The sequence below is a fragment of the Nonomuraea terrae genome (assembly GCF_044465245.1).
Taxonomy (GTDB): domain Bacteria; phylum Actinomycetota; class Actinomycetes; order Streptosporangiales; family Streptosporangiaceae; genus Nonomuraea; species Nonomuraea terrae.
On the sequence record NZ_JBITLL010000005.1, the window covers coordinates 593,610 to 616,278 of the forward strand.

The window sequence follows — 22,669 nt, forward strand, 5'->3', positions numbered from 1 at the left end:
GCCACCCCACCCGTCCACAGTCCCACCAGGCGCCCGCACGTTCCCCCCACGCCGACGCCGTGCGCGTCCACCCTCGGTGAGGCCACCGCGTCGGACCCGCGCCTTCCCACCCCACGAGCGGCGAAGGGGCAGCGAGGCCGCGGGCGGAGGGCGATCAGGGCGGTCGTCATGGTCGGCGTGCTGGCGGCCGCCGTGGCGTGCGCGCCCGGCGGGAGCGGTGGGGACGCGGGTGCTCCCCCGGCCGTCGGCTCCACCCAGCCCCAGGGGCGGCGGTCACCGGAGCCCGTGCGAACGCCCCAGGGGCCGCCCGGGGTGAAGCCGCAGGCGGGCGAGGTGGGGAGGATCGCCGGGAGCGGCGGCCTGCCGCCGGTGGTCAGCTCGATCCCCACCAAGCGCAAGGTCGTCTTCCTGACCATCGACGACGGCTGGGAGCAGGACCCGGGGTTCGTCCAGCAGGTACGCGACGAGCGCATCCCCATCACCGCCTTCGCCATGCGCGACGCCGTCGAGGCCCGCGGCACCCCCGACCAGGCCGGCGGCACGGCCCGGTACGTCGGAGCGGGCGAGTGGGGATATTTCCGGCAGCTCCGCGACGCGGGCGCGCCCGTGGAGAACCACACCCTCACCCACCCCGACCTGCGCACCCTCGGTTACGCCGCGCAGCGCCGGGAGATCTGCGGCGGCTCCCGGCTGATCGGGAAGGAGCTGGGCAGGCGGCCCACGCTGTTCCGGCCGCCGTTCGGCAGCTACAACACCGACACCCTGAGGGCCGCCAAGAGCTGCGGCCTGGAAACCGTGCTGCTCTGGACGGCCTCCGTCCAGCCCGGCGGCAAGATCGCCTACCAGGTGCCCGACAAGAAGCTGCGCCCAGGCGACATCCTGCTCCTGCACTTCCGCCCCGACCTGGCCGGCGACTTCCGCATCCTGGTGAAGAAGATCAAGCGCCGTGGCTTCGCGCTCGGCGACCTGCGGGCGTACCTCGAGGCAGGAAAACGAGCGGACGGCGGTTGACGCCGAGAACGGCGTCACAGGAGGGCTTCGAACCCATTCACCACCCGTCGCCGGTGTCCTCCACCTCACCTACGCATCCCTGGAGCTGACCACCGACGGCCGCACCCCGGTCGCCTACGCCGCCGCGCCCGCAAGTGACTCCGTGGACAAGCTCCGCCTCCTCGCCGGCTGGGCCACCACACCCGACCACGACACCGCCGCCCACACGCCGAACGCAGCCGACCCCGCCAGACGCATCCGCCCCGCGGAGTAGGGGCATCAGCCCGGCGGTGGACGCGCCGGGCGGGGCCCGCACGGCATCCTCGCCACCGCACCTGTGACCAAGGTCGCATAGCGTTGCTCTACACGACGTAGTACTACTATGAGTAGAAGTACTACGGCGTGTAGAGCTCCAGGGAATCGGCGAGGCAATGGACGCACTTGACCTAGCGCGGTGGCAGTTCGGGGTGACCACCGTCTACCACTTTCTGTTCGTGCCCTTGACCATCGGGCTCGGCGTCTTCGTGGCCGGCCTGCAGACGGCCTGGCACCGGACGGGCAAGGAGCACTACCTCAAGCTCACGAAGTTCTTCGGGAAGCTCTTCCTGATCAACTTCGCCATGGGCGTGGTCACCGGCATCGTGCAGGAGTTCCAGTTCGGGATGAACTGGAGTGAGTACTCCACCTTCGTCGGCGACGTCTTCGGCGCCCCGCTCGCCATGGAGGCGCTGCTGGCGTTCTTCATGGAGTCGACGTTCCTCGGCCTGTGGATCTTCGGATGGGACCGGCTGCCGAAGAAGGTCCACCTGGCGACCATCTGGGCGGCGGCCATCGGCTCCAACCTGTCGGCCTACTTCATCCTCGCGGCCAACGCCTGGATGAAGCACCCGGTGGGCTACGAGGTCGTGGACGGCAAGGCCAGGATGACCGACCTGTGGGCGGTGCTGACCAACTCCACGGCGCTGGCCCAGGTGCCTCACGTGGTGGGGTCCGCGTTCGTGGTGGCGGGCGGTTTCGTGCTGGCGGTGTGCGGCTACTGGCTGCTGCGCACGCGCGCCGAGATGTGGCGCAGCGCGGCGCGGGCGGCGCTGGTGATGACGGCCATCGCGGGGGCGGTCGTCGCGGGCACCGGCGACAGCTCGGCCCGGCTGCTGCACGAACAGCAGCCCATGAAGCTGGCCGCAGCCGAGGGCCTGGAGCACGACACCCAGGGCGCGGCCTTCACCGTGGTCCCGGGGATCGAGATCCCCAAGCTGCTGAGCCTGCTGTCCGCCCACGACCCCGGCGCCACCGTCCAGGGCACCGAGGACCTGCAGGCCCGCTTCGAGCGGCAGTTCGGCCCCGGCGACTACCGCCCCGACCCCACCGTCGTCTTCTGGTCGTTCCGGGTGATGATCGTGTTCGGGCTGGCCACGGTGGGCCTGTCGGTGCTCGGCCTGTGGCTGACCCGCCGCAGACGGCCGTTCCCGGCGTGGTTGTCGCGGGCGCTGCTGCTGGCGCTGCCGCTGCCGCTGGTGGCGGTCATCGCCGGCTGGCTGCTCAGCGAGATCGGCCGCCAGCCGTGGACGGTCACCGGGGAGCTGCTGACGGCCGCCAGCGTCTCGCCGGGCGTCTCGCTGGGCGAGGTGGCGACGTCGCTGACGCTCTTCACGCTGCTGTACGGCGCGCTCGCCGTCGCCGAGGTCGTGCTGCTGGCCAGGCACGTACGCGGCGGCGTCGAGGAACGCCGGCCCGCACCGGCGGCCGAGCGGCGCGAGCCGTCGCTGATGTACTGAGGAGCACCCCATGATCGAGTTGTGGTTCGTCATCATCGCCTTCCTCTGGACCGGCTACTTCGTGCTGGAGGGCTTCGACTTCGGCGTCGGCATGCTGGCGCCCGTCGTGAGCAGGACGCCGGCCGAGCAGCGCGCGAGCCTGCAGACCATCGGCCCGGTGTGGGACGGCAACGAGGTGTGGTTGATCACCGCGGTCGGCGCCATGTTCGCCGCGTTCCCGGCCTGGTACGCGGGCATGTTCAGCGGGTTCTACCTGCCGGTGACGCTGATCCTGGCCGGGCTGATCATGCGCGGCGTCGGGCTGGAGTGGCGCGGCAAGGTCGCCAGTCCGCTCTGGTGCGACCTCGGCATCGTGGTGGGCAGCGCGCTGCCCGCGTTCCTGTGGGGCGCGGTCTTCGCCGGCCTGCTCTTCGGCGGCGCGCCCGCGGCCCTGCTGGGCGGCGCGTTCACGCTCGCGGTGTGCGCGCTGCACGGCGCCGTCTTCCTGACGCTGAAGACCACCGGCCCGGTGCGCCGCCGCGCCCGCGTCGCCGCCCTGGCGGCGGCCGGGGTGAGCATCCCGATCGCGGTGGCCGCCCTGTCGGGCCTCGGCACGTTCCCGGCGCTGGCCGCCATGGCGGCGCTGGCGGCGGCGACGGCGCTGACCTGGCGGCGGCGGGAGGGCTGGGCGTTCGCGGCCACCGCGGGCGCGATCGTGCTGGCCACGGTGGCGGTCTTCATGGAGCTGCGGGTGCGCCCGCTGCCGGGGCTGACGCTGGCCGAGGCCGCCTCCGGGGAGTACACGCTGACGATGCTGAGCTGGATCGGGCTGATCACGCTGCCGTTCGTGCTGGTCTACCAGGGGTGGACGTACTGGGTGTTCAGGAAGCGGGTTCAGGTGGCCGGCTGACCGCCGAGGTAGAGGCGGCCGAGACGGGGATCGGCCGCCAGCTCGCGGGCGGGGCCGGAGATGTGCACGCGGCCGAGGTCGAGCACGCAGCCGACGTCGGCCGTCTCCAGGGCCCTGCGCGCGTTCTGCTCCACCAGCAGCACCGCGACCCCGGCCCGGCGCATCAGGTCGATCTGGTCGAAGACGACCTGGGTGTTGCGCGGGTCGAGCCCCATCGAGGGCTCGTCGAGCAGCACCACCGCCGGCTCCAGCATGAGCGCGCGGGCGAACTCGACCTGCTTCTGCTGCCCGCCCGACAGCAGCCCGGCCATGCTCCCCCAGCGCTCGGCGACGACGGGGAACAACTCCTTGACGGCCGCGATCCGCGCGTCGAGCCTGGCCTGGTCGCGGACGGTGTAGCCGCCGAGCCGGACGTTCTCGGCGACCGTCATCTCGCGGAAGACGCTGTGGCCCTGCAGCACGTGGGAGAGGCCGAGGCCGAGCAGCTTCTGCGGCGAAAGGCCGGTCACGTCGCGCCCGGCCAGCAGCACCCGGCCGGAGCGGGGCGCGAGCAGGCCGCTGGCGACCTTGAGGACGGTGGACTTGCCGGCGCCGTTCGGGCCGACCAGGCAGACGACCTCGCCGGCGCGCACGGTGACCGACAGTCCGCGCAACACGGGCGCGGCCCTGCCGTACCCGGCGACGACGTCTTCCAGGACGAGTACGGGCTCAGACACCGAGATACGCCTCCAGCACCCGCGGATCCTCCCGCACGACGGACGGCGGGCCCTCCGCGATGGGCGCCCCGCGGTCGAAGACGATCACGTGGTCGCACATGCCCATGACGAGGTCCATGTTGTGCTCCACCACGAGGAACGTGCGGCCCTCCGCGTTGAGGTCGCGGACGAGGCCGGCGATCCGGTCGATCAGCGCCGGGTTGACGCCGCCGGCCGGCTCGTCGAGCAGGATCAGGTCCGGCTCGGCCATGAGCACGGCGGCCAGCTCCAGCAGCTTCTGCTGCCCGTACGACAGGTCTCGGGCCTCGGCGTCCTCCAGGTGCTCGATGCCCATGCGGCGCAGCCAGTGGCGGGCCCGCTCGACCTCGCCCTTGTCGCGCAGGCCGGCCAGCAGCTCGCGCAGCCGGGTGCGGCGGACGGCGACGAGCATGTTCTCCAGCACGGTCAGCCGCGGGAAGACCCGGCAGAGCTGGAAGGTGCGGCCGATGCCGGCGTGCGCGACGCGGTGCGGCGCGTGCCGGGTGATGTCGCGGTCGCGGTAGAGGACCCGCCCGGTGTCCGCTCGGATCATGCCGGTGACGATGTTGAAGAACGTGGTCTTGCCGGAGCCGTTCGGCCCGATGAGACCGTTGATCAGGCCGTCCCGCAGCTCGACGGTGACGCCGTCGACGGCGCGCACGCCGCCGAACGCCTTCGTCAGCCCCTCCGTGCGCAGCGACGTCACGGGGTCACCTCCTGCAGGCGCTGGTCGGCGCTCTGGTCGTGGATCGACGGCCCCGCACGGCGGCGGGTGAGCCGGGCGAGGATGCCGTCCGGCATGAACAACACGACGAGCACGAGCACGAGCCCTGTGGCGGTGAGGTGGATCTGCGTCTCGCCGAGCGCGATGAGGAAGTACTCGCCCGCGGGGGCCACGATGAGCGCGCCGAGCAGCGGCCCGAACAGGTGCCGCACGCCGCCGAGCAGGCTCATGAGCACCATGGACGAGCCGATGAGGATGGAGAAGACGAAGATCGGGTCGAGGCTGCCGAACCAGAGCGCGTACAGCCCGCCGGCCAGCGCCACGAACAACGCCGACAGGGAGAACGCCGTCACCTTGTACGCCCCGGTGGGCACGCCCAGCGACTCGGCCTTGTCCTCGTCCTCGCGGATGGCGCGCAGGCCCGCGCCGAAGCGGGAACGGGAGACGTACCACCACACCAGCAGGGCGAGCGCGAGCAGGGCGAGGAACAGGTAGAAGAACACCATGTGCGTCTGGCCCCGGTGCAGATCGGGGAACGGCGAGGGCACCTGGAGCCCGGTGGAGCCGCCGGTCAGCGAGCGCCAGCCCTGCACGACGAGGTTCATCATCGACACCAGCGCGATCGACACGATCACGAACGACGCGCCGCGCACCCGGACCGCCGCCACGCCGACCCCGGCCGCGAACGCCGTCACCAGCACGGCGGAGACCACGAGGGCCACGACCCACGGCACGTCGAGGCGGGTGACGAGCAGCCCGGTGCCGTACGCGCCCAGGCCGAAGAACGCCGAGTGGCCGAGCGAGACATAGCCGGTGAAGCCGCCGAGCAGGTTCCAGGAGGTGGCCATGGCGGCGTACATGACGGTCAGCGCGCCGGCGTACACGAGGTAGTAGTTGGGCACCAGCCACGGGTAGGCGATCGCCAGCGCGGCGAGCAGCAGCGGGATCCCTCTAGAAGCGATGCGCAAGGCGGCCTCCGAAGAACCCCTGGGGGCGCGCGAGCAGGGTCAGGAAGAGGAAGACGTAGAACATCATCGTCGCCCAGGTGGCGTCGACGGTCACCAGCACGAGGCCCTCGACCACGCCGAGCAGCACGGCCGCCAGCGCCGCGCCGACCACGCTGCCGAGCCCGCCGACCACGATGATCGCCATGAGCTTGCCGATCCACACCCAGTGCGAGGCCGGGAAGAACGGCGTGATCAGCGCCAGCACGGTGCCGCCCACGGCGGCGGTGGCCAGGCCCACGCCGAAGCCGTACCCGGCGACGCGCCCGGTCGGGATGCCGACCAGCCGGGCCGCCTCCGGGTGCTGGATCGTGGCCCGCAACGCCCGCCCGAACCGGCTCTTGACCAGCACCGCGAACAGCACGCCCAGGGTGAGCGCGGCCACCGCGAAGGCGATGATCCGGTCGTACGGCAGGCTCACGCCGCCGACGGTGAGCGACCGGGTGGCGTACTCCATGCTGATCGACCGGTAGGAGCCGGTGTAGAACGTGCCGAGCAGCCCCTCGATGGTCAGCGCGATGCCGAAGGTGAGCAGCACCGACATCATGGCCAGGTTGTCGGGGGCGAGCCGGGCCACGAGCAGCCGCTGCACGGCCACGCCCAGCGCGAAGAACACCGGCACGGTCACCGGCAACGCCAGGAACGGGTCCACGCCGAACGCCGTGTGCACGGTGTAGGTCAGGTACGCCGCCAGGAACAGGAACGCCGGGTGGGCCACCATGACCACCCGCATCACGCCGAAGTACAGCGACAGGCCCGAGGCGAGCAGGGCGTACAGCCCGCCGGTCAGCACGCCCAGGGCCAGCCCCTGCAGGATCAGGTTCACCAGGCCTGCTTCGGGTAGACGAGGTCGGCGGTCTTGGCCTGCTCGGGCAGGACGATCTCGATCTTGCCGTTGACGTACTGCTGGATCATGTGCGCCTGCTCCGGCCTGCCCTGGTCGTCGAACGACAGCGGCCCGACGACGGTCTGGAAGGTGGCCTGCCTGATGTGCTGGGTCAGCTTGTCCTGGCACGCCTTGCTCGGGTCGGCGCACTTGACCGCGGCCACGGCGGCCTCGATGATCTGGCCGACGGTGTAGCCGTTGGCCGCGTCCTCGTTGGGCTCGCCGCCGAACATCTCCTTGTAGCGCGCCACCATCTCCTGGTTGCCGGGGAGGTCGGCGGTGGCCGACCAGCCGACCGGCGAGACGATGTGCTCGGCCGCGCCCGTCACCGCCTCGGGAAACTCCGGCAGCGTCGGCCCGGTCGAGAAGGCCGCGAGCTTGGGCTGCACCTTCAGCTCCTGCAGCGCGCGCACCAGGCCGACGGCGTCCTCGAACTGGGTGCCGCCCACGACCAGGTCGGGGTTCGCGGCGGCGATCTTGGCGGCGATGGGGGCGAAGTCGGTGGTCTCGGGCGGGTACACCTCGTCCACGACGGTCTCGATGCCGGCCGCGGCCAGCCTGTCGCGCAGCCCGTACGCGGTGCCCTGGGCGAACGGGTCGTCCAGGCTCGCGTACGCCGCCGTCTTCGGCCGCTGGTCGGCGGGCAGCTTGACGAGGTAGTCGGCCAGGTAGTTGTAGTGGTCGTCGGCGATGGCGGGCGCGGCGTAGAAGAGCCGGGTGAACCCCTGCTCGAAGACCTCCGCGGCGGCCCCGGCGGGCTCCACGAACACCATGTCGTACGACTCGGCGACCTTCGCCGCGGGGATCACCAGCCGCGAGGAGAACGGCCCGAAGACCAGGTCCACCTTGTCCTGCGTGATGAGCGACTCGTAGTCGGAGCTGACCCGGTTGGGGTCGGAGGCGTCGTCGCGGAAGAGCAGCTCGACCTTTCTGCCGAGCAGGCCGCCCTTGGCGTTCACCCGGTCGGCCCAGACCTGGTAGCCCTCCTGGATGCCCTTGCCGGGCTCGGAGAAGTCGCCCGTGAGCGGGAGCGAGATGCCGACGCGCACCGCCCCCTGCTGCTGTCCCGGCGACTGCGCCGCGCCGGGTTCGTCGGTCTTCGCGCAGGCGGTCAGCCCCAGAGCGCAGAGGGAGATGATCGCCAGGACCTGGTGAACTCGTGCCATCGAGGGGACCCCCGTCGAAAGAGGCGGAGCGAAAGCGCTTTCGGAAGCGCTTTCGGTTACGATTACACGGGATTCAGCCCCGGACAAGGGGGTGCGCACCGCATGGCAGAGCGACCTTCCCCGCCGTCCCCGCCGCGCCTGATCGACGTGGCCAAGGCCGCCGGGGTCTCGCTGGCCACGGCCTCGCGGGCGCTGACCGGCAGCACCGGCGTGAGCGCCGAGGTCGCGGCGCATGTCCAGGCCGTCGCCACCCGGGTGGGCTACGTCCCCAACAGCCACGCGCGGGCGCTGGCCGGCGGGCAGGCGTCGATGGTCGGGCTGGTCGTCCACGACGTCGGCGACCCCTACTTCGGGGAGATCGCGCGCGGTGTGCTGCGCGAGACCGACAGCCGCGGCTACCTGGCGCTGATCAGCCAGACCGAACGCGACCCGCGCGCCGAGCTGGCCCGCATCCGGGCGCTGCGCGCGCACCGGGTGACCTCGATCGTGCTGGCCGGCTCCGGCTACGTCGAGGCGGGCACGGAGGGGGACATCGCGGCCGAGGTGCGCTCGTTCACCGCGGCGGGCGGCCGGGTCGCGGTGATCGGCCGTCACCATCTGCCGGTCGACGCCGTGCTGCCCGACAACGCCGCGGGCGCGGCCACCCTCATGCGTCACCTGCTCGGGCTCGGCCACCGCCGCCTGGGCGTGCTCGGCGGGCCGGCCAACCTCACCACGGTCGAGGACCGCCTGGCGGGGCTGCGCGCGGCGTACGGCGAGGCCGGGCTCGACTGGCGGGCGGTGCCGGTGGCGCCCGGCGACTTCACCCGCGAGGGCGGCGCGGCGGCGGCCGCGCGGCTGCTGCGGGCCCATCCCGGGCTGACGGCGGTGGTGGCGCTGAACGACCCGATGGCGGTGGGGGCGTTGTCGTGGCTGCTCAACGCCGGGCGGCGGGTGCCGGAGGAGATCTCGGTGGCCGGGTTCGACGACGTGCCGGTGGCGCGTGACGTCTACCCGGCGCTCACCACGATCCGGCTGCCCATGGTGGCCATGGGCCGGCAGGCCCTGGAGCTGGTGCTCCGGCCGCCGGCCGCACGCCCGCGCCGCCGGCGCACCCGGCACGAGCTGGTGGTCAGGGCCTCGACGGCCCCGCCGCGCTGACGAGCCGCCGTTCGAAAGCGCCGAAAACGAGTTCGACGGTCAGCGGCCGGCCGCGCGCAGGTCGCCGCCGAGCCGCTCCTCCAGCAGCCGCAGCACCTCGGGCCTGGACATGACGGTCCACAGGTCACCGGCCAGGTGCGGGCTGTCGTCGGGGACGGCGGCCAGCCAGGCGTCCCGGCGGGCCCGGCTGGTGAAGGTCGTGACGGAGAACTCGCCGTCCGGGGTCTTGCAGGAGGCCGTACGGAACTCGCCGGCGTCGACCTGCATCCGCGGCGCGCAGCCGACCCTGGCGGACAGTTGCTCGACGGTGGGCGCGGCCCCGTCCGGGGAAGCCCCGGACGCGCATCCGGCGGCCAGCCCGGCCAGCAGCACGAACGCGGCCAGGCGCGGAAATGTCGTCATGCGCGAAGGTACGCACCGCCACCGCCCGCGGTTCACCGCGCGGAAATCCAGCATGAACGACCGCGCTGCCCCAGCCGCCCCGCAGCTGACCGGCCAGGGCCGGCCGAGATCGCCGACTTCCCGGACCGCTCTACGCGATCTGGAGAACCTGGCCGCCTCTTCGAGGGCGGGCTTCCCGCCGGAGGCCGTGAAAGCGACGCGGGAGATCGGACTATACACACTGACATAGCCCACCTCGTCGAGAGGCGACCGATGACCAGGCCCCCTGCGTGACGGCCCCCCACTGCAGGGACGAATCCACCGAGCTGCGGCTCTCCTCCGCCGAACCCGAACGCTTCGCCGCGATATTCGACGCGCACTTCGCCGAGATCCACCGCTACGTGGCGAGCCGCTTGGGGCTGAGCGCCGCCGAGGACGTCGTCGCCGACACCTTCCTCACCGCGTTCCGTAACAGGTCGCGCTACGACGCCGCCCGCGGCGGCGTCAGGACCTGGCTGTACCGCATCGCGACCAACCTGATCAGCATGCAGCGCCGTGCCGAGATGCGCGCCCTTCGGGCGATGGGCCGTCAGTCGCCCGACCTCGCCGTCGAGGGACCGGAGAACCGGGTCGTCACCAGCGTCACGGCCCAGGGGCTGCAGCCGGCCATCGCCGAAGCGATCACCTCGCTCAACGACGGCGACCGTGACGTGCTGCTGCTCGTGGCGCTGGCGGAGTTGAGCCACGAGGAGGTCGCCGCCGCACTCGGCATCCCGTACGGGACGGTGGGATCCCGGCTGAACCGCGCCAGGAAGAAGGTGCGCGAGGCCCTCGGCGACACCAACCCCATGCACGACGCGGAGCCCGGCAGCCCAGAAAGGACCCCTGGCCGTGGATGACCTGAAGATGGTGCGTGAGGCCTACGGCGAGATCACGCCCGACGCGCGGCTGCAGCACGGCATCCGCGCGATGCTCGCGCTGGAGGCAGACGACGGCGCGGGCCCCGTCCGTGCCCGTCCCCGGTGGCGCGGCTGGGCCGTGACGCTCGGAGCCGTCGCCGCGGCGGCCGCGGTCACCCTGACGGCCACCGGCGTCGGCCGCCCGCCCGCTGCACCGGCTCCCGGCGGGGAGCTCTCGGCCAGGACGATCCTCCTCGCCGCGGCCGAGCGGACGGAGGCGGAACCGGAGGGACGCTTCTGGCGGAGCCACGCCGTGGAGGCGCGCACGGGCCTGGTCGAGGGGGCCGAGCCGTACACGATCCTCGTCCCGCACGAGACGGACGCCTGGAGCCCCCGCTCGAAGGAAGGCACCCACGTGGTCTTCCAGCGAGCGCTCCCCGCGCGCCCGCTGACGCAGCAGGACAGGCAGGCGTGGGAACGGGCGGGCTCGCCGACGTCCTTCACCTACCGCGACGGCCGGTACGTGGCCACGGGCGGCCCCGCCGACACCGGCTGGAAGGAGCAGAGGACCACCCCGGAGGACACCGAGCGGATGGTCAGCCGGATCTGTGCCCAGCAGCGGGACCCCGAAGGGTGCGAGGTGGACGCGGCGAAGGCCGCCGAACGGCAGGACGAGGAGCCGACGGCCGCGGATCCCAGCCGGTTCCGAGAACTGCTCTTCCCTCCGGGCGCCGAGGGGTGGAGCGCGGCGGAGAAGTCGCGGCGGGTTTTCTCCTTCCTGCTGGTCGAGGCGGCCTCCGCCGAGGTGAGGGCCGCGACGTTCCGTCTGCTCGCCGACCTGCCCGTTGTACGGACCCAGAAGGGCGTGACGACCTCCGACGGCCGTGGCGGGATCGCGGTCGCCGTGGACGACGCGATGCGGGACGGCGGCGCCGCCTTCGAGTACACGATCATCCTCGAGCCGGGGACCTACCGGCTCGTCGGCTCAAGGATGATCCTCAAGGAGGGGTCTTTCCGCGGGCTGGGGCCGGGCACCCTCCTGGAGGAGACCGACGTCTACACGGCGGGCTGGACCAGCGCGGAACCACACCACGACTGATCGTCCTTCCGCACGGTGCCGCCCGGCCTCGGCCGGTGGGCGGTGGAATGGCGGTCGGTCAGCCCGGGGCCGGGGTCTGCGAGACGCGGTGGTCGGTCAGGTGCAGGTCGCCGTTGAGCGGCCCCTTCAGGGCCTCCAGCACCTTGAGCGGCCCGAGCACCGTCCAGCGCGGCCCCACCAGGTGCGGGTTGTACTCCGGCGCCTGGTCCATCCACTGGTCCTTGAGCGCCTCGGTCTTGAACGTGTTGACGAAGAACTGCCCGGCGCCGGTCTTGCAGTAGGCCGTACGGATGTCGTCGGCGTCGACCTGCATCTTCGGCGCGCATCCGACCTTGGCCGAGATCTGCTCGACGGTCATGGGAGCGGCGCCGACCGGCCGGCTGTCTCCCGCCGCGACGTAGTCGCCCCAGCCTGCCCCGGAGGAACAGCCGGCGACGAGCCCGGCCAGCAGCGTGAACGCCACCACACGCGGAAATGTCGTCATACGCGAAGATACGCAGCCCCATCGCGCCCGGTTCATCCGTCATGTCCCTCACTACCAACGGGTGTGGCCGAGGGGCGGGTCGATGGTCGGACGACCACCACGGTTCGCGTCCGCGGCGAGGTCAGCGCAGGACGACGCACCCGCGCGCGCGAAGCCGGCCGAGCACCTCCGGATCGCCGTCGAGCTTGTTCCACCGCAGGTCGAGCTTCTCCAGCTCAGGCAGGTCGGCCAGGCTCTCGGGCAGCTCGCGCAGCCGGTTCTGGCGCAGGTCGAGGTGGGTGAGCCGGGGCGGCAGCGCGTCCGGCAGCGCGCGCAGCAGGTTGCCGCGCAGGTCGAGCACGCGCAGCTCGCCCAGCCCGGCGATCGAGTCGGGGAGCCGGGTGAGCCGGTTGCGCTGCAGGTGCAGCTCGCGCAGCCGGGCCAGGCCGCCGATCGTCTCGGGCAGCTCTTCCAGCCGGTTGTCGTAGAGCCGCAGCTCCACCAGCCCGCTCATGGCGCCGAGCGCGGCGGGCAGGCGCTCGAGGCGGTTGTGGGTGAGGTTGAGGTACGCGAGCCGGTCCAGCCGCCCGATTGCGTCGGGCACCCGCGTGAACGCGTTGTCGCTCAGGTAGAGGTAGTCGGTGAGCGGCAGGTCGCCGAGCTCCGGCGGGATCCCGGTGAGCCGGTTGTGGCCGAGGTCGAGCATGCGCAGCCGGGTGAGCCCGCCGACGGCGGCGGGGATCTCGGTGAGGGCGTTCTCGGCGAGGTTGAGCGATTCGAGGCCGGTCAGCCGCCACAACGAGGCGGGCACCCCGGTCAGGCCGTTCGCGCCCGCCGCGAGGTGCCGCAGCGTCGCGGGGAGCCGGTCGGGCAGGGCGGCGACGCGGTTGCCGTACAGGAAGAGCGTCTCCAGCTGCGGCGGGCAGCTCGGGAACGACGTCAGCGCGTTGCCGTCGAGGTGGAGCGCGCGCAGCGCGGTCAGCCCGGACAGGTCGGGCAGCGACCGCAGGCGGTTGCCGTCGAGCCGCAGCTCCTCCAGCGCGGTGAGCCCGGCCACCCGGGCGGGCACCTCGGCGAGGTCGTTCCAGGCCAGGTCGATGAGCCGGGTGCCGGCGGGGACGTCGGGGAAGGCGGTCAGGCCGCCACCGGGGGCGCGCATGGCGACGATCATCGCACACGCGAGGGATTGACGCCCTTTTGTCCAGATTTAGGGCGCTAATTGGCGTGCCACCGGGGAGGTTTCAGAATGTTTCTGTTTCACCTGTCCCAAGGAGACGGGCGTGGCATTCAAACGTTCCACCAAGGCACCCCGGTCCAAGACCGGCAGCCAGCCGTGGCTGCACCTGAACGGCGTGGAGATCCAGGAGTTCGGCACCGTGCGGATGTTCCCGCTCGGTCTCTCACGGGACGCCCGGGAGTACTCCTGCCAGCGGCTCAACCAGATCCTGGCCGACACCCAGATTCTCTACAACCACTACAAGAAGCACCACTGGATGATGCGCGGCCCGACGTTCTACCAGCTCCACCTGCTGCTCGACAAGCACGCCGGCGAGCAGCTGGAGCTGATCGACATGCTGGCCGAGCGCGTCGCGACCCTCGGCGGCGTCGCGATCGGCGACCCCCGGCACGTGGCCGAGGTCACCGTGATCCCGCGTCCGCCGAACGGCGTCGAGGAGGTGCCGGCGATGCTCTCGCGGCTGATCGAGTCGCACGAGACCATCCTCATCGCCGCCCACGACGCGGCCGCCCGAACGGCGGAGATGGGTGACGACGGCACCAACGACCTGCTGGTCTCCAGCGTCATCCGGACCAACGAGCTGCAGAGCTGGTTCCTGATCGAGCATCTGGTCGACACCCCGCTGGTCGAGCCGCACGACTCCTGACCGGCTCATGACCGGCTCATGATCGGGGGTCAGCGCCGCCGTCCGGCCCGCAGGTGGAAGAGGTCGGACGGCGAGATCGGCATCCGGTCGATCGGGATGCCCTCGGCGTCCTCGACGGCCGAGGCGATGACCGCCGAGACGGGGATGACGCCGGCCTCCCCCGCCCCCTTGATGCCGAGGGGGTTGAGCGGCGACGGCGTCTCCAGGTGGGCGGTCTCGACGCGGGGCACCTCGGTGGCGTACGGCATGAGGAAGTCCATGAACGAGGCGTTGACGAGCTGGCCGTGCTGGTCGTAGACCATGCGCTCGTAGAGTGCGCCGCCGACGCCCTGCGCGACCCCGCCGTGGATCTGGCCTTCGACGATCATGGGGTTGATCAGCTTGCCGCAGTCGTGCACGACGGCGTACCGGACGATCCTGATCTCGGCGGTGTCGGGGTCGGTCTCGACGACGGCGGCGTGCATGCCGGCGGCGAACGTGGAGCGGACCGGCGAGTAGTAGTCGCGCCCCTCCAGCCCCGGCTCCTCGCCCTCGGCGACGGGCGGGCGGTCGGGCGCGGCCGTGCCGGAGAACTGCGTGGCGCGGGCCGCCTCCTCGTCGAAGGCGTAGCGCAGCGGGTTGGCCAGCACCGCCACCGTGGACAGCGGGATCGACGCCCGCGGCGTCCCGGCCACGTGCACCACCCCGTCGGCGATCTCCAGGTCGGCGGGGTCGGCCTCCAGCGCGTCGGCCGCGATGCGCAGCGCCTTCTCGCGGACCTTCCGGCAGGCCAGCGCGATGGCGTTGCCGCTGACGACGGCCGCCCGTGAGGCGAACGTGCCCACCGCGTAGCCGAACCTGCGGGTGTCGCCGGTGACGACGCTGACGCGCTCGATGGGCACGCCGAGCTCGGTCGCGGCGATCTGGGCGAACACGGTCTCGTGACCCTGCCCCTGCGAGGTGAGCCCGGTGGAGACGTGCACCCGCCCGTCGGAGGTGATCTGCACGTGGCCGCCCTCGTACGGGCCCACCCCGGTGCCCTCGACGTAGCAGCCGATCCCGATGCCGCGGCCGGGCGCCCGCTCGAAGGAGTCCCAGCCGATGAGCTCCTTGACCATGCGGAGCATCTCCGGGTAGTCGCCGCTGTCGTAGATCAGCGGCCGCCCGTCCTGGAACGTCATCCCCTGGTCGTACGGGAACTCCTCCGGCCCGATGAAGTTGGCCGCGCGCACCTCGGTGCGGTCTTTCCCGAGGTGGCGGGCGATCTTGTCCATGGTGCGCTCCATGCAGAACACGCCCTGCGGCCGTCCGGCCCCGCGGTAGGGCGTGACCTGCACGGTGTTGGTGTAGACGGAGCTGAACTCGACCCGGTAGGCCCCCACCTTGTACGGCCCCAGCAGCTGCGTCGAGGTGACGATCGGCACGATGATCCCGTACGGCGTGTAGGCGCCGTGGTCGTGCAGGATCGTCACCTCCAGCCCCAGCAGCCGCCCGTCGTCGTCGAACCCGGCGCGCACGTACTGCACCTGGCCGCGCTCGTGGGCGGAGGAGATGAAGTGCTCCCTGCGGTCCTCGGCCCACTTGACCTCGCGGCCGAGCCTCATGGCGGCCCAGGGCACGAGGATCTCCTCCGGCCACGGGTGCACGATCTTGACGCCGAAGCCGCCGCCCACGTCGGGGGCGATCACCTCGACCTGCGGCAGCGGCAGGTCGAGCGCGGCGGCCACGGCCATGCGAACGCTGGTGGAGGTCTGGGTGCTGGAGTAGACGCGCAGGTCACGGCCGTCCCAGCGGGCGTACACGCCGCGGCCCTCCAGCGGCATGCTGGCGCTGCGCTCGATGTCGAGCCGGAAGGCGAGCGTGTGGGGAGCGGTCTCGATGGCCTCCCTGGCGCCGCGCCCGTCGGCCGCGGGCACCTCCTGGACGAGGTGGGCGCCGATGTTGCCGGGCACGTCGTGGTGCACGAGGTTGGCGCCCTGGACGGCCTCCTCCAGGCCGACGACCGGTTTGAGCGACTCGTACTCGACCTCGATGAGCGCGCAGGCGTCCTCGGCGGCGTACCGGTCGGCGGCGACGACCATGACGACCGGCTCGCCGACGTGCCGGACGACGTCGCGGGCGAGCGGATGGGCGGTGCGGCCGTGGGTGAGGGCGGGGTGCGGGATGAGCAGGGGCAGCGGCCTGCCGACCCGCTCGGGCAGGTCCTCCCAGGTGTAGATCGCGACGAGGCCCTCGACGTCGAGGGCGGGCGCGACGTCGATGTCGCGGATGCGGGCGTGGGCGTGCGGCGAGCGCACGAACGCCGCCGCCAGCGCGTCGCGGCCGAGGTCGTCGAGGTAGCGCCCCTGTCCGGTGAGCAACCGCAGATCCTCCCGCCGCTGCACCGGCTCCCCGAACAACCGCGTCGTCATGCCGCCTCCCACCGCACGGACTCCCCGGACGGCCGCCTTGTCCTCATTCTTCCTCCGCCAGCAGTTCGGCGGCGCGGTGGACGGCCTTGACGATGTTCTGGTAGCCGGTGCAGCGGCACAGGTTGCCCGAGATGCCCTCCAGCACCTCCTCCTCCGTCGGCGCCGGATTCTCCGCCAGCAGGGCGGTCACCGTGCACAGGAAGCCCGGCGTGCAGAAGCCGCACTGCAGCCCGTGGCACTCGGCGAAGGCGCGCTGCACCGGCGACAGCCGGCCGTCCCCCGGCGCGAGGCCCTCCACGGTGGTGATCTCGGCGCCGTCCACGGTGACCGCGAACGTCAGGCACGAGCGCACGGGCCGCCCCTCCAGCAGCACCGTGCAGCAGCCGCAGACGCCGTGCTCGCAGCCCACGTGGGTGCCGGTGAGGCCGAGGTCGTGCCGCAGGCAGTCGGACAGCAGCCGCCGCGCGGGCACGCGGACGCGCCGGGCGGCGCCGTTCACGATCAGGGTGATCTCATGCTCCACGAGCCGCCCCTTCCCGCGCCGCGTCGCGCAGCGCCCGCTCGGCCAGCACGCCCACCAGGTGACGGCGGTAGGCGGCGGAGGCATGGATGTCGTCCTCGGGCTCGGCCGCGTCGCGGACGAGCGCCGCCGCGCCGGCCCAGTCGGCGTCCTCGGGCGGGCGGCCCGCGCACGCCTCGCCCACGTCCACCACGACGGGCACGGGCCCGACGCCGACGCAGGCGGCCCGCGCGGTGGCCACCAGCCCGCCGTCCACGGTGACCACGGCGCAGACCCCGGCCAGCGCGTAGTCGCCGTGCCGGCGCGCGACCTCGTGGAAGGCGCCGCCGCCGCCCGGCGGCAGCGCGGGGAAGAACGCCGAGACGGCCAGCTCGCCCGGCTCGGCCGCCGACTCCATGGGGCCGGTGAAGAAGTCGCGGGCGCGCACCTCGCGGACGCGGACGCCGCCGTCCCAGCGGGCCAGCCGTACGCGGCCGTCCAGGACGGCGAGCACGGCGGGCAGCTCGGCGGCCGGGTCGGCGTGCACGAGGCTGCCCACGACGGTGCCGCGGTTGCGGATCACCGGGTGGGCTACCAGCTTGAGCGCCCGGGTGAGCAGCGGATGGACCTCGGCGCGCTCGGCGTCCGCGTGCCGGACGGTCGCGCCGACGAGGACGCCGTCGCCGGAGCGCTCCAACCTGTCCAGCCCGGCCACCCGGTTGATGTCCACGAGGTGGTCGGGCGCGGCCAGGCGCATGTTGAGCATGGGGATGAGGCTCTGCCCGCCGGCCAGCACCTTCCCGCGCACCTCCGCGAGCGTCCGCAGCGCCTCGCCGAGGTCGCGGGGCGCGTGGTAGTCGAACGGCGGCGGCTTCACCCGGCACTGCTCCCGGCACTGGTCTCGGCACTGCTCCGGGCCGGTTCGGGGGTGCGCCCGGCGATGGCGCGCAGCAGGTGGTATCCGCCCAGCACCACGACGGTGCCGAGCGCGATGCCCTCCAGCGGGAAGTCGCCGCCGACGAAGTGCGTCACAGGTCCGATGGCGAGGATGATGCCCGCTCCGATAGGAACCATGTTCACCGGATCGGCGAAGTTCACTCTGTTCTCGATCCAGATCTTGGCGCCGAGCAAGCCGATCATGCCGTACAGGATCACGGTGACGCCGCCGAGCACGCCGCCGGGCGTGGCCGCGACCAGCGCGCCGAACTTGGGGCAGAGCCCGAACAGGATCGCGATCACCGCCGCGATGTAGTACGCGGCCGTGGAGTAGACCTTGGTGGCCGCCATGACGCCGATGTTCTCGGCGTACGTGGTGGTGGGCGAGCCGCCGACCGCGCTGGTGACCATGGTGGCGGCGCCGTCGGCGATGACGGCGCGGCCGACGTACGGGTCCACGTCGGCGCCGGTCATCTCCCCCACGGCCTTGACGTGGCCGATGTTCTCGGCGATGAGCGCGATCACCGCGGGCAGCACCAGCAGCACGGCGGAGGTGCGGAAGTCGGGCGCGTGGAAGTCCGGCAACCCGAACCAGGGCGCGGAGGCCACGGAGTCGAAGCTCACCCGCTCGTGCGGGAACGGCGTCGCCACGCAGTACGTTCCCTCGGCCGGGCAGGGGTTGCCGGCCGCGTCGCGCAGGTTGGCCCCGGGCAGCACGGAGGTGATCGGCCCGGCCGTCCGGTCCAGCACCCACGACAGGACGAACCCGGCGACCAGCCCGACGAGCACGCCGATCCGCCCGACGAACCCCTTGAACAGCACGATCACCACGAACGTGACGAGCATCGTGACGAGCGCGACCCACTGGTCCTGCCCCCAGTAGACGTCCGCCACCACGTACGCCAGCCCGAACCCGATGAGCATCACGACCGCGCCCGTGACGACGGGCGGGAAGATGCGGTGGATGATCTGCACGCCGAGGAAGTGGATGGCGAGGCCGGCCAGCGCCAGCACGAACCCGGCGACCAGGATCGCGCCCGTCACGATGGCGTCCGCGCCCGCGGTGTCGCCGCCCGCCGCCGCCCTGATGGCGAACACGCCGCCGACGAAAGAGGCGCTGGTGCCCAGGTAGCTGGGCACCTTCCCCTTCACGATGAGCAGGAACAGGATCGTCGCGACGCCGGACATCATCACGGCGACGTTCGGGTCGAGCCCCATCACCAGGGGGAAGACGAACGTCGCGCCGAACATCGCGATCACGTGCTGCGCGCCGAAGCCCACCATGCGGGGCCAGCTCAGCCGCTCGTCGGGCCTGACCACCTCATCGGGAGCCAGGTGCTTGCCGTCACCGTGCTTGGTCCATCCTGCAACCATGAGAGCCCTCTCGGCGGCACGTTCCGTTGCGGGCACATTAGGCCCGGCGGCACGCGCCCACACGGGCATGATCTGCCAAATCTGACCCGCCGGTCAAAGAGAACCTCGCGCACACGAGGATCGGCCCCGTGTGAGGGCGGCTACGGCGCGGGCGTCTCCCTGCGGGCGGCGCGCAGCAGGTGGTATCCGGCCAGCAGGACGATCGTGCCGAGCGCGATGCCGCTGAGCGAGAACGTGCCGGTGATGGGGAACGCGACCGGCCCGACGGCGCAGATGATGCCGGCGCCGATGGGCACCAGGTTGACCGGTTGCGCCATGTCCACCCGGTTCTCGATCCAGATGCGGGCGCCGAGCAGGCCGATCATGCCGTACAGGATGGTCGTCACGCCGCCGAGCACGCCGTCGGGGGTGGCCGCGACGAGCGCGCCGAACTTGGGGCAGAGCCCGAACAGGATCGCGATCACCGCCGCGATGTAGTACGCGGCCGTGGAGTAGACCTTGGTGGCCGCCATGACGCCGATGTTCTCGGCGTACGTGGTGGTGGCCGGGCCGCCGACGGAGGTGGCGACGACGGTGCCGACGCCGTCGGCCATCACCGCCCGGCCCATGTAGGCGTCGACGTCGTTGCCGGTCATCTCGCCGACGGCCTTGACGTGGCCGACGTTCTCGGCGATGAGCGCGATCACCACGGGCAGCACGAGCACGATGGCCGAGGCCTCGAAGACGGGGCCGTGGAAGGACGGCAGGCCGATCCAGTCGGCCTGCGCCACGGTCTGCAGGTCGACGCGGAAGTGCTCGGTGATCCGGCCGCTGTCGTCGGGCGCCGTGATCGGGCCGCCGACCAGGTCCCACACCCACGACAGCAGGAAGCCGGAGACGAGCCCGAGCAGCACGCCGATGCGGCCGAGGAAGCCGCGGAACAGCCCGATGAACACGAACGTGGCCGCCATCGTCAGCAGCGCCACCCACGGGTCCTTCGGCCAGTAGACGTCGGCCGCGACGTACGCCATGCCGAACCCGATGAGCATCACCACGCCGCCGGTGACCACGGGCGGGAAGACCTTGTGCAGGATGCCGACGCCGAGCCGGTGGATGGCGTACCCGCACAGCGCCAGCACGACGCCGACGGCGAGCAGCGCCCCGGTGACGGTCGCGTCGCCGCCCCCGGCCGCCCTGATCGCGGCCACGGCCCCCACGAACGAGGCGCTGGAGCCCACGTAGCTGGGCACCTTGCCCTTCACGATGAGCAGGAAGAGGATCGTCGCGACGCCGGACATCATCACGGCGAGGTTGGCGTCGAGCCCCATGACGAGCGGGAAGACGAACGTCGCGCCGAACATCGCGATGACGTGCTGGGCGCCGATGCCGACCATGCGGGGCCAGCTCAGCCGCTCGTCCGGCTTGACCACCTCACCGGGCGTCAGGTGCTTCCCGTCGCCGTGCAGCTTCCATCCCAACGCCACGCCCACACCTCTGCCTCCCCGCCTGACCAGCGAGGTCGTGCCCCTTCACATGTCGCAGAGCACAATAGAGCCTCGCGCGGGATGCTCCGTGCGCGGGGGGATCATCGGACGCTGATGGAGAAACCCTCTCCGCTGACGACCTGGCCGGCCCTGATCTTCGCCGTCTTGCGCAGCTCGACCTCGCCGTCGACCAGCACCATGCCCGCGGCGACGAGTTGCTTGGCCATGCCGCCGGTCTCGGTGACGCCGCAGTATTTCAGCAGGTCGCACAGCGGGATGTAGTCGGAGCTGAGTTCGAAGTCCACACGCCCACCCTAGATGCCCCGCATGCGCAGCACGTGCAGGGCCAGGGTCAGGTTGAGCCTCAGGTGGTGGTCCTCGGTGAAGGAGCCGAGCATGCGCTCCAGCTTGCCGATGCGGTAGCGCAGGGTGTTGTAGTGGAAGTGCAGGCGGCGGGCCGTCTCGGCCACGTTGAGGTTGGTCTCCAGCAGCACCTGCAGCGTGCGGCGCAGGTCGGCGTGGTCGGCGTCGTCGTCGCCGGCCAGCGGCCCGAGCGTCTCGCGGACGAACGCGTGCAGCTCGTCGGTGTCGCTGACCAGCGACAGCAGCCGGTAGACGCCGAGCTGGTCGAAGTGGGCCACCGCGCCGGCGCCGTGCAGCTGGCGGCCGACCCTGGCCGCCTTGAGCGCCTGCGCGTACGCCTCCGGCAGCGTCTCCGCCCCCGGGCAGGGCCGCGAGGCGCCGGTGGAGAACGTGGCGGGCGGCACGTCGGCGAAGGCGGCGGCCGCGTCCTTCGCCAGGCGGGCGCCGTCGACGCCCGCGTCCACCACGGCCACCACCTCGTGCGAGAACCCGGCCACCGCGCCGCGCGGGTCGTGCCGCCTGATCGCGGCCGTCCAGCACGCCACCAGCCGGTCCTGGGCGCTGCGCTCGTCGCCGACGGGGTCGAGCTCGGCCACCAGCACGGTCACCGGCCGTGCCAGGTCCCACCCGAACGCGCCCGCCCGCGCGGTGACCCGCTCGGCCGTGCCGGCCCGGCCGGTGAGCGCGTCGCGCAGGAAGTCGGCGCGGTACTTGCTCTCGACGGCGTTGACCGCCTCCTGGCGGGTGACGACGAGCGCGGCGACGGTGGCGGCGCGCTCCAGGATGCCGACGTCGCCGTCGCCGATCGCCCCCGACGGGCTGTAGGCCACGATCCGGCCGTGGTGGTGTCCTCCGGCCAGCACGGGCACCGACGCGAACACCCGCCCCCGCCTCGGCGGCGGGCCCTCGCGGGAGAGCGACTCGCGCAGGACGGCGACGTGCTCGGCCGGCCCGGCGCTCGCCAGCACGCGGCCCGAGCCGTCCACGGCCGCCACCGACACGTCGAGCAGCTGCGCCACCTCGGCGGCGACCTCGTCCAGCCCGCCCCCGGCCAGCACCACGTGCACCAGCGCCCGGTGCGCCTCCTCGGCCCTGGCCAGCACGGCGGCCTGGCGGTTGAGTATGTCGGTCAGCACCTGGTTGAGGATGTCGTCGAAGCCGACGTCGTTGGGCAGCAGGATGAGCGGGAACCCGAGCCGGTCGGCCTGCGCCACCATCTCGGCGGGCAGCTCGTCCACGTACCGGCCGAGTTTGATCGCCAGGGCGGCGAGCCCGCGCTCGTCGAGGTCGGCGACCAGCCGGCCGAGCGACTGGGGCGTGTTGCGCAGCGGGTAGCCGGTGGTGAGCAGCAGCTCGTGCGGCTTGACCCAGGCGAGGATGTCGGGCACCTCCATCACGTTGAGCCGCTGCACGATGCGGCCCAGCCCGCCCTCCCCCGCGATCAGCCGGGCGTGCGCGAGCGACGACACGCCGAGCACCTCTCCGACGGACACGCCGTGGATGATCGTGCCGGTGCTGGAGAGGCGGATGGGGGGCTCCATGGGCTGATTGTGACGCCGAAGCCGTCTGTCAGGAAGAGCCAACCTTCCCGCTGACTGTTGGCAAATTTCT

22 protein-coding genes are annotated in these 22,669 nt (G+C 72.3%); 7 read left to right on the top strand and 15 right to left on the bottom strand.

Translation table 11 applies throughout. The annotated features are described in order from the left end of the window. Nucleotides 1-168: 168 nt before the first annotated feature. The 3 genes from ACIBP6_RS26515 (at nucleotide 169) to cydB (ending at nucleotide 3,654) form a co-directional block, all read left to right on the top strand. Complete coding sequence (locus ACIBP6_RS26515; RefSeq protein WP_397056304.1) at nucleotides 169-1,011, top strand: polysaccharide deacetylase family protein; 843 nt, start codon at nucleotides 169-171, stop codon at nucleotides 1,009-1,011. A gap of 410 nt (nucleotides 1,012-1,421) precedes the next feature. After that, nucleotides 1,422-2,765 (top strand): cytochrome ubiquinol oxidase subunit I, encoded by a 1,344-nt coding sequence (locus ACIBP6_RS26520; protein ID WP_397056306.1) that lies wholly within the window; start codon nucleotides 1,422-1,424, stop codon nucleotides 2,763-2,765. A 10-nt stretch (nucleotides 2,766-2,775) separates the two neighbouring features. Then, nucleotides 2,776-3,654, top strand: a complete 879-nt coding sequence (gene cydB / locus ACIBP6_RS26525; protein WP_397056308.1) for a cytochrome d ubiquinol oxidase subunit II — start codon at nucleotides 2,776-2,778, stop codon at nucleotides 3,652-3,654. Here the strand turns inward: cydB and ACIBP6_RS26530 are convergent. From ACIBP6_RS26530 to ACIBP6_RS26550, 5 genes are read right to left on the bottom strand one after another with little or no spacing between them, the layout of a single operon-like run. Beyond that, complete coding sequence (locus ACIBP6_RS26530) at nucleotides 3,639-4,370, bottom strand: ABC transporter ATP-binding protein (protein ID WP_397056310.1); 732 nt, start codon at nucleotides 4,368-4,370, stop codon at nucleotides 3,639-3,641. The genes cydB and ACIBP6_RS26530 overlap by 16 nt on opposite strands. Next, nucleotides 4,363-5,094, bottom strand: coding sequence for an ABC transporter ATP-binding protein (locus ACIBP6_RS26535; protein WP_397056312.1), 732 nt, complete (start codon nucleotides 5,092-5,094; stop codon nucleotides 4,363-4,365). Before ACIBP6_RS26535 ends, ACIBP6_RS26530 begins: the two co-directional genes overlap by 8 nt. Then, complete coding sequence (locus ACIBP6_RS26540; protein WP_397056314.1) at nucleotides 5,091-6,080, bottom strand: branched-chain amino acid ABC transporter permease; 990 nt, start codon at nucleotides 6,078-6,080, stop codon at nucleotides 5,091-5,093. The genes ACIBP6_RS26535 and ACIBP6_RS26540 overlap by 4 nt, the downstream gene beginning before the upstream one ends. Continuing rightward, entirely contained in the window at nucleotides 6,064-6,942 is an 879-nt protein-coding gene (locus ACIBP6_RS26545) for a branched-chain amino acid ABC transporter permease (RefSeq protein WP_223190327.1), read from the bottom strand. The genes ACIBP6_RS26540 and ACIBP6_RS26545 overlap by 17 nt, the downstream gene beginning before the upstream one ends. Next, nucleotides 6,939-8,168: an amino acid ABC transporter substrate-binding protein gene (locus ACIBP6_RS26550; protein ID WP_397056316.1), complete on the bottom strand. Its 1,230-nt coding sequence runs from the start codon at nucleotides 8,166-8,168 to the stop codon at nucleotides 6,939-6,941. Before ACIBP6_RS26550 ends, ACIBP6_RS26545 begins: the two co-directional genes overlap by 4 nt. 102 nt (nucleotides 8,169-8,270) lie before the next feature. Between ACIBP6_RS26550 and ACIBP6_RS26555 the strand changes: the two genes are divergently transcribed. Then, nucleotides 8,271-9,308 carry a LacI family DNA-binding transcriptional regulator gene (locus ACIBP6_RS26555; RefSeq protein WP_397056318.1) on the top strand — a complete coding sequence of 346 codons (1,038 nt, stop codon included), beginning with the start codon at nucleotides 8,271-8,273 and terminating at the stop codon, nucleotides 9,306-9,308. Nucleotides 9,309-9,347: 39 nt separating this feature from the next. On the opposite strand, the gene ACIBP6_RS26560 is transcribed toward ACIBP6_RS26555, so the two are convergent. Next, nucleotides 9,348-9,710 (bottom strand): hypothetical protein, encoded by a 363-nt coding sequence (locus tag ACIBP6_RS26560; RefSeq protein ID WP_397056320.1) that lies wholly within the window; start codon nucleotides 9,708-9,710, stop codon nucleotides 9,348-9,350. 269 nt (nucleotides 9,711-9,979) lie between these two features. Between ACIBP6_RS26560 and ACIBP6_RS26565 the strand changes: the two genes are divergently transcribed. Together ACIBP6_RS26565 and ACIBP6_RS26570 are read left to right on the top strand one after the other, a co-directional pair. Further along, nucleotides 9,980-10,588 carry an RNA polymerase sigma factor gene (locus ACIBP6_RS26565; RefSeq protein WP_397056322.1) on the top strand — a complete coding sequence of 203 codons (609 nt, stop codon included), beginning with the start codon at nucleotides 9,980-9,982 and terminating at the stop codon, nucleotides 10,586-10,588. Then, nucleotides 10,581-11,687, top strand: coding sequence for a hypothetical protein (locus ACIBP6_RS26570; protein WP_397056324.1), 1,107 nt, complete (start codon nucleotides 10,581-10,583; stop codon nucleotides 11,685-11,687). Before ACIBP6_RS26565 ends, ACIBP6_RS26570 begins: the two co-directional genes overlap by 8 nt. Nucleotides 11,688-11,745: 58 nt before the next feature. Here ACIBP6_RS26570 and ACIBP6_RS26575 read toward each other — a convergent pair whose 3' ends face one another. Together ACIBP6_RS26575 and ACIBP6_RS26580 are read right to left on the bottom strand one after the other, a co-directional pair. Beyond that, nucleotides 11,746-12,171: a hypothetical protein gene (locus ACIBP6_RS26575; protein WP_397056326.1), complete on the bottom strand. Its 426-nt coding sequence runs from the start codon at nucleotides 12,169-12,171 to the stop codon at nucleotides 11,746-11,748. A 121-nt stretch (nucleotides 12,172-12,292) separates the two neighbouring features. Further along, the gene (locus tag ACIBP6_RS26580) at nucleotides 12,293-13,309 is read right to left on the bottom strand and encodes a leucine-rich repeat domain-containing protein (RefSeq protein WP_397056328.1); all 1,017 of its coding nucleotides are present in this window, start codon (nucleotides 13,307-13,309) and stop codon (nucleotides 12,293-12,295) included. 121 nt (nucleotides 13,310-13,430) lie between these two features. Here ACIBP6_RS26580 and ACIBP6_RS26585 point away from each other — a divergent pair, with 121 nt between their 5' ends. Further along, a complete protein-coding gene (locus ACIBP6_RS26585; RefSeq protein ID WP_397056330.1) occupies nucleotides 13,431-14,033 on the top strand; it encodes a Dps family protein in 603 nt (200 codons plus the stop codon). 29 nt (nucleotides 14,034-14,062) lie between these two features. Here the strand turns inward: ACIBP6_RS26585 and cutA are convergent, their stop codons facing one another. From cutA to ACIBP6_RS26620, 7 genes are all read right to left on the bottom strand, one after another. After that, complete coding sequence (gene cutA / locus ACIBP6_RS26590; RefSeq protein ID WP_397056332.1) at nucleotides 14,063-16,423, bottom strand: aerobic carbon-monoxide dehydrogenase large subunit; 2,361 nt, start codon at nucleotides 16,421-16,423, stop codon at nucleotides 14,063-14,065. Between the two features lie 43 nt (nucleotides 16,424-16,466). Continuing rightward, nucleotides 16,467-16,946, bottom strand: a complete 480-nt coding sequence (locus ACIBP6_RS26595; protein ID WP_397056334.1) for a (2Fe-2S)-binding protein — start codon at nucleotides 16,944-16,946, stop codon at nucleotides 16,467-16,469. After that, entirely contained in the window at nucleotides 16,936-17,799 is an 864-nt protein-coding gene (locus tag ACIBP6_RS26600; RefSeq protein WP_397056336.1) for an FAD binding domain-containing protein, read from the bottom strand. The genes ACIBP6_RS26595 and ACIBP6_RS26600 overlap by 11 nt, the downstream gene beginning before the upstream one ends. Further along, nucleotides 17,796-19,232, bottom strand: coding sequence for a uracil-xanthine permease family protein (locus ACIBP6_RS26605; RefSeq protein WP_397056338.1), 1,437 nt, complete (start codon nucleotides 19,230-19,232; stop codon nucleotides 17,796-17,798). Before ACIBP6_RS26605 ends, ACIBP6_RS26600 begins: the two co-directional genes overlap by 4 nt. A gap of 140 nt (nucleotides 19,233-19,372) precedes the next feature. Further along, nucleotides 19,373-20,695 carry a uracil-xanthine permease family protein gene (locus ACIBP6_RS26610; protein WP_397056340.1) on the bottom strand — a complete coding sequence of 441 codons (1,323 nt, stop codon included), beginning with the start codon at nucleotides 20,693-20,695 and terminating at the stop codon, nucleotides 19,373-19,375. A 101-nt stretch (nucleotides 20,696-20,796) separates the two neighbouring features. After that, nucleotides 20,797-21,000, bottom strand: a complete 204-nt coding sequence (locus ACIBP6_RS26615) for an RNA-binding S4 domain-containing protein (RefSeq protein ID WP_111182793.1) — start codon at nucleotides 20,998-21,000, stop codon at nucleotides 20,797-20,799. A 9-nt stretch (nucleotides 21,001-21,009) separates the two neighbouring features. Beyond that, entirely contained in the window at nucleotides 21,010-22,599 is a 1,590-nt protein-coding gene (locus tag ACIBP6_RS26620) for a PucR family transcriptional regulator (protein WP_397056342.1), read from the bottom strand. Between the last annotated feature and the right edge of the window lie 70 nt (nucleotides 22,600-22,669).

What these genes read in the sequence shown, in the direction of transcription:
- ACIBP6_RS26515 (WP_397056304.1), top strand. Translation starts at nt 169, where the DNA reads ATGGTCGGCGTGCTGGCGGCCGCCGTGGCGTGCGCGCCCGGCGGGAGC.
- ACIBP6_RS26520 (WP_397056306.1), top strand. Translation starts at nt 1,422, where the DNA reads ATGGACGCACTTGACCTAGCGCGGTGGCAGTTCGGGGTGACCACCGTC.
- cydB (WP_397056308.1), top strand. Translation starts at nt 2,776, where the DNA reads ATGATCGAGTTGTGGTTCGTCATCATCGCCTTCCTCTGGACCGGCTAC.
- ACIBP6_RS26550 (WP_397056316.1), bottom strand. Translation starts at nt 8,168, where the DNA reads ATGGCACGAGTTCACCAGGTCCTGGCGATCATCTCCCTCTGCGCTCTG.
- ACIBP6_RS26555 (WP_397056318.1), top strand. Translation starts at nt 8,271, where the DNA reads ATGGCAGAGCGACCTTCCCCGCCGTCCCCGCCGCGCCTGATCGACGTG.
- ACIBP6_RS26560 (WP_397056320.1), bottom strand. Translation starts at nt 9,710, where the DNA reads ATGACGACATTTCCGCGCCTGGCCGCGTTCGTGCTGCTGGCCGGGCTG.
- ACIBP6_RS26575 (WP_397056326.1), bottom strand. Translation starts at nt 12,171, where the DNA reads ATGACGACATTTCCGCGTGTGGTGGCGTTCACGCTGCTGGCCGGGCTC.
- ACIBP6_RS26580 (WP_397056328.1), bottom strand. Translation starts at nt 13,309, where the DNA reads ATGCGCGCCCCCGGTGGCGGCCTGACCGCCTTCCCCGACGTCCCCGCC.
- cutA (WP_397056332.1), bottom strand. Translation starts at nt 16,423, where the DNA reads ATGACGACGCGGTTGTTCGGGGAGCCGGTGCAGCGGCGGGAGGATCTG.
- ACIBP6_RS26605 (WP_397056338.1), bottom strand. Translation starts at nt 19,232, where the DNA reads ATGGTTGCAGGATGGACCAAGCACGGTGACGGCAAGCACCTGGCTCCC.
- ACIBP6_RS26620 (WP_397056342.1), bottom strand. Translation starts at nt 22,599, where the DNA reads ATGGAGCCCCCCATCCGCCTCTCCAGCACCGGCACGATCATCCACGGC.